This is a genomic window from Pseudaeromonas pectinilytica (assembly GCF_054780855.1).
The window spans coordinates 1-4469 of the sequence record NZ_BAAGVN010000272.1 but is presented as its reverse complement, the minus strand read 5'-3'; the positions used below and the strand labels follow the sequence as shown (position 1 = coordinate 4469).

Sequence of the window (4469 nt, the reverse complement as noted above, 5' to 3'; positions counted from 1 at the left end):
CATCTGGCGCTCCCGGTGGTGAACCTAAGAGATCAGATCACCAAACTGCGGGATAGTTCCCTGATTTGAGCAACAACGCCTATGTCCAGTCGCAACAACATGACTCCCCAGCGTAATACCTTCGACCCGCCCATAAGGCATCAGCAAAATGGTCGGATACTGAATACCGATGACTTCAGCTTCAACGGTACGGCCATTGGCAATACTGATAAGACAAATCTCGCCCACAAAAGCATCAACGCCTGTAGCAAAAACCACTAGGCCAACATATTTTTTTACAAAGCCTACCTGCTTTCCGAAGCGGTAAGTTTTTATTTTGTTTTTTAGCGATATAAAAGTCATCTAGCTACTCTACCGCATGCTCAATGAGCATATTCTTGAATTGTTCTATTTTTATTTGCAAACGATGATCCAGTTCGCCCGCCGCAGATTTGATAAGAATGTCACCATGTTGTAATTGGGTGAGCTCTTCTAAACGTAATTGTTTTGGGAGGAGCGCCATCAGATCATGATTGGCCACCAAGACACGATAATCCGTAGGTGAAACGCAGAGAATCGATGCCTGGGTTGTAGTTATTTTATCCAGATGCGTTTCAATCATACTGGTTACACGATGATCTGCGTATGAATAATCGTGGCCGATAATCGCAAGCACCGCTGAAAAAACGATCTCGTAACACTCACTCAGAAAATGATCCCGAACATTGCCGACAGAAGTATCTATGACTTCAGATAACTGCTTAAGTAAAGAAAATTGTGCAATCAATTCATTTTCTTTGAGGCGTAATGATGCATATTGCTCCTCAAGTTCCGACTGCGCACGCAACTTTCCTTCATTGATGCCATCTTGCTTTACCAATTCGATACTATTTCTAAGACTCTCGATCTTCATCTCAAGTGCATGAATTTTTTTCTCTGCCGTAATCAACTCAGACTCGGCACAATCAGCAGATAGTGTATTCGACGCATCAATATCTTTGCCCGATATTGAACCATAAATATCAAGAGTGTTAAATTGCCCAAGATCACGTAATGAAAATATCGTTGTCATGGCGTAGTGTTTTCCAATACAGACATGATTTTAGTGAGTAACAGAGTTTCAAATTGTGGTGATAAAACTATGTCACTAGATTTCCTGTTCGTGTGAGTCAACACACCGACTTTGGATAAATAATCCAACGTACTGCGATTCAATATTCTTTCGACTTGCTTTTGGCATTTTTTAAGTTCAACTTTACGTTTAAAATCGATACGAGCACGGCATAGTTCACTTAATTCGTGCTCATATGCCTGGGAAGATACAGTAATGAGATCGAGCACATCCTCCGATACGCCACGCTCTAAATCTAATAGTTTACCTAGCTGAGCCAGTGATGATTTGACAACCTCAGCATCAACCCTATTGAGTTGATTTAGCAACCAACGCTGATCGGCAGGATGCAAGGCCGCAAGTCGAAGCGCAACAACGTTTATCAAGTTCACCTTATGTACGCTCCCGGCCTGAGTTCGCAGCGTCAATATCGAGCCATTCTTTAATATCCCGCAATAGTTCTTCGCGTTGTATTTTATCTAGTCTGTTTTTTCTAGGTCCACGGAGATAGAGATAAATGCTGACAAGAAACATAAACAACAATAATCCAGCCACAATTCGAAATAACATATTGTTAACCTGATTGGTAGGCAATGAGGCGGAAGAGGCTGAATGTTTATCTAATTCTTGCAGACCTACATAAGACTGATTATCAACTTCATAATGTTCAGAACTTGAAGGTTGAATAGTCGACAAAGGTGACACGATAGATTCTAGAACTAACTGGTCACCGCGAATTGGCTCAAAACCGACAGCGGCCTTGACCAAGCGCTCCAGTGACAATTTTTGATTCTTATCCAGCGGACTATATATTGCGACAGCTACCGAAATGCGACTTAATGAACCCGGTTGATTAGTTCTTTCAACATACTGATCACCATACACATACTCATCTTTACTCTGCTTGTTATATTTCTTGTTATCTGAATCTCCAGATGATGATGAATTTTGCACATCAGTAGAGCGTGATTTCAGAAATCCAGATTCTTTTATGGCCGGAATTAATCTTCTGGTGATTTCTTTTTTCTTTTCCAATTCATACTCAGCGACTACTGAAACAGAAATCTTTTTCTCGCCAAAAATTGGAATTAATAGCGTTTTGATATTATCAATAAGTAATTTTTGTGCTGAATCTTGCTGCTCTTCAATGTTTGAAAATGCAGCACTATTGACAGTTGATTTTGTAAGTGCAACGCCATCAAAGCCAGTAATAGTCACTCGAGATGGATCGAGACCTTCTACCGCCGCAGCGACCATACTTTGAATACCAAGAATTTGCTTTTCATCGGTACGACCACCATGAAATGCAACCTTCACCGAAGCCTTCGGCATTTCATGACTGGATAAAAGACTGTTGTTTTCCGGTAGAGTCAGATGAACCCTAACTTGATCAACCGAAGGAATTGACTGTATGGTGCGTGTTATCTCCCCTTCCAATGCTCTTTGAAAGTTTATTTTTTGTGAAAAGTCAGTCAAACCAATATCACTATTATTGAACAGTTCGAAGCCTACCGGCATTTGTGAATTTATGCCCTTAGCTAACAAATCAAGACGAACTGATTCGACTTGATTTGTTGCTACAGAAATGGTTTTACCGCCTTCCGATATTTCATATTGGACCCCCATTTCTTTCAGGGATGCGACAATTTCTGCTGCATCCTTTTCATCAACATTTGTGACAAGAGGAGCCTGCTCGATTGCATAGATATAGTGAAAAACGCTAATGGAAATAATACAAACGAAGAAGATGCCAAGTAATATAATTCTATTCTTAACAAGAAAGTTAACGATGGCTTGACGATTGTTAAACATTACACTTGCATCCTTAATACTTCTTGAACTGCTTCAGTCAATTTTGTTTTTATTTGATTAGCAAACTGAAATGAGAGGTTAGCTTCTTCTACTGCCAACATGACATCCTGCAGATCTACGGTCGAGTCAACGGCATATGAACGAGTTAACGATTGAGCCTCGAGCAAGCTATCATTCACACGCTCAACGCCATGAACGACTAAGTCGTAAAACTGCCCCGGTTGACTCGTTGGCACGTTAGTGGATACAGGCGACATTTGATTCGCCTCTCCCAATAAAACTACAGGATCAATCTGCATTGTTATTTGGCTCCAATTTCTAGCAACTTCTTACTCATTGATGATGCTGAGTTATATATCCTGATATTGGCCTCATAGGCTCTGGTTGCTGTAGATACATCAATCAACTGCTGGGTAACATCTACATCCGGATAATTAACCATCCCAGCTTCATCTGCAGAAACATTATTCGGCATATACACCTGCTTAGATGCAATTGGGGTGGCAATGAGCGAGATAGAATTCTGAATTTCACCATCCGCCGCCATATCAGAATTTGTATCGACAGAAAACTGTCGAGCAACCTGACCACTTTTTAATGGTTGGTTAGCCGTGGAGATATTTAATCCCGCAGCCTCCAGTCGATTGCGCTCCAGATCCATGCCGTATGCAGCAATAGACTTTATTGATGAAATATCCATACTAGACATTCCCCTTAATACCTAACATCATGAAACCAATATTTCTCTTAACTAGTTCTGCTAATGCTGTATATTTACCTTCGGCCTCATCGGATGTACGTATTTCTTTATCAATACTCACATTTATACTGTCAGAATATTCAATTGTTGGCAGTTCATTATCAAGCTCATTAACAGTTGAGCTTTGCTCTCCTGAATAGTTAGCCTGCCGAAGTGATGTCATGTAATCATCAAAATTAACAGAAGCGAATTTTTTGTCCGGGCTGTTAATGTTTGCAACATTATACGCCGAAACATAGTGTTTCATTTTTTGAAGATCCATGCTTCTTGTCAGAAACTGAATTGTCAAATCATCGTTTATCATGTTACAACCCTACTGAATTATCAGATCACCGTGCAATGCACCAGCTCGACTTAATGACTGCAAAATCGTAATAATATCTCGCGTTGTCATCTTCATTTTATTCAATGTTGAAATAAGATCCGCGACTGTTGTACCTGCACGACTTTTAGCAACAGATGACATATCTTCGCTGACCGTAATATTTGTTTCTGGTACCACAACAGTCCTGGCTGCTGTATCGCTCCCATTCACGAAGCTACTATCATTGATAGTAATACCGGCGTTCGGTTGTGAGACATCGTAGCGAGTCGTGATTGACAATCGCAAATTACCATGTGAAATCGTGACATTATCAATAACAACATCACCACCGGCGACTATTGTTCCAGTTCTTTCATTCACCACCACTCTGCCACTCGTTACCGGGTTAATCATAATATCTTGGCTAATAACATCATGTCGATCGGCCAATAACATCATGCCGATCACTATTTTTCTGCCCGCGTTTATAGCGTCTTTCTTTT

Annotated in this window: 8 protein-coding genes; all 8 read right to left on the bottom strand. The window is 40.6% G+C overall.

Going from position 1 to position 4469, the window contains the following annotated elements; genetic code table 11:
- Positions 1-24: 24 nt before the first annotated feature.
- Positions 25-342 carry a hypothetical protein gene (locus tag ACYVG7_RS11160; protein ID WP_460883184.1) on the bottom strand — a complete coding sequence of 106 codons (318 nt, stop codon included), beginning with the start codon at positions 340-342 and terminating at the stop codon, positions 25-27.
- 4 nt (positions 343-346) lie between these two features.
- Positions 347-1051 carry a FliH/SctL family protein gene (locus ACYVG7_RS11155; protein WP_460883183.1) on the bottom strand — a complete coding sequence of 235 codons (705 nt, stop codon included), beginning with the start codon at positions 1049-1051 and terminating at the stop codon, positions 347-349.
- On the bottom strand, positions 1048-1482 hold the full coding sequence (locus ACYVG7_RS11150; protein WP_460883182.1) for a hypothetical protein: 435 nt from the start codon (positions 1480-1482) through the stop codon (positions 1048-1050). Before ACYVG7_RS11150 ends, ACYVG7_RS11155 begins: the two co-directional genes overlap by 4 nt.
- 1 nt (position 1483) lies before the next feature.
- A complete protein-coding gene (gene fliF / locus ACYVG7_RS11145) occupies positions 1484-2902 on the bottom strand; it encodes a flagellar basal-body MS-ring/collar protein FliF (RefSeq protein ID WP_460883181.1) in 1419 nt (472 codons plus the stop codon).
- Entirely contained in the window at positions 2902-3201 is a 300-nt protein-coding gene (fliE, locus tag ACYVG7_RS11140; protein ID WP_460883180.1) for a flagellar hook-basal body complex protein FliE, read from the bottom strand. Before fliE ends, fliF begins: the two co-directional genes overlap by 1 nt.
- A 2-nt stretch (positions 3202-3203) precedes the next feature.
- On the bottom strand, positions 3204-3602 hold the full coding sequence (locus tag ACYVG7_RS11135) for a flagellar basal body rod protein FlgC (protein ID WP_460883179.1): 399 nt from the start codon (positions 3600-3602) through the stop codon (positions 3204-3206).
- A 1-nt stretch (position 3603) separates the two neighbouring features.
- On the bottom strand, positions 3604-3909 hold the full coding sequence (locus ACYVG7_RS11130) for a hypothetical protein (RefSeq protein WP_460883178.1): 306 nt from the start codon (positions 3907-3909) through the stop codon (positions 3604-3606).
- A gap of 66 nt (positions 3910-3975) precedes the next feature.
- The coding region (locus ACYVG7_RS11125; protein ID WP_460883177.1) for a flagellar basal body P-ring protein FlgI at positions 3976-4469 on the bottom strand (494 nt) is incomplete at its 5' end.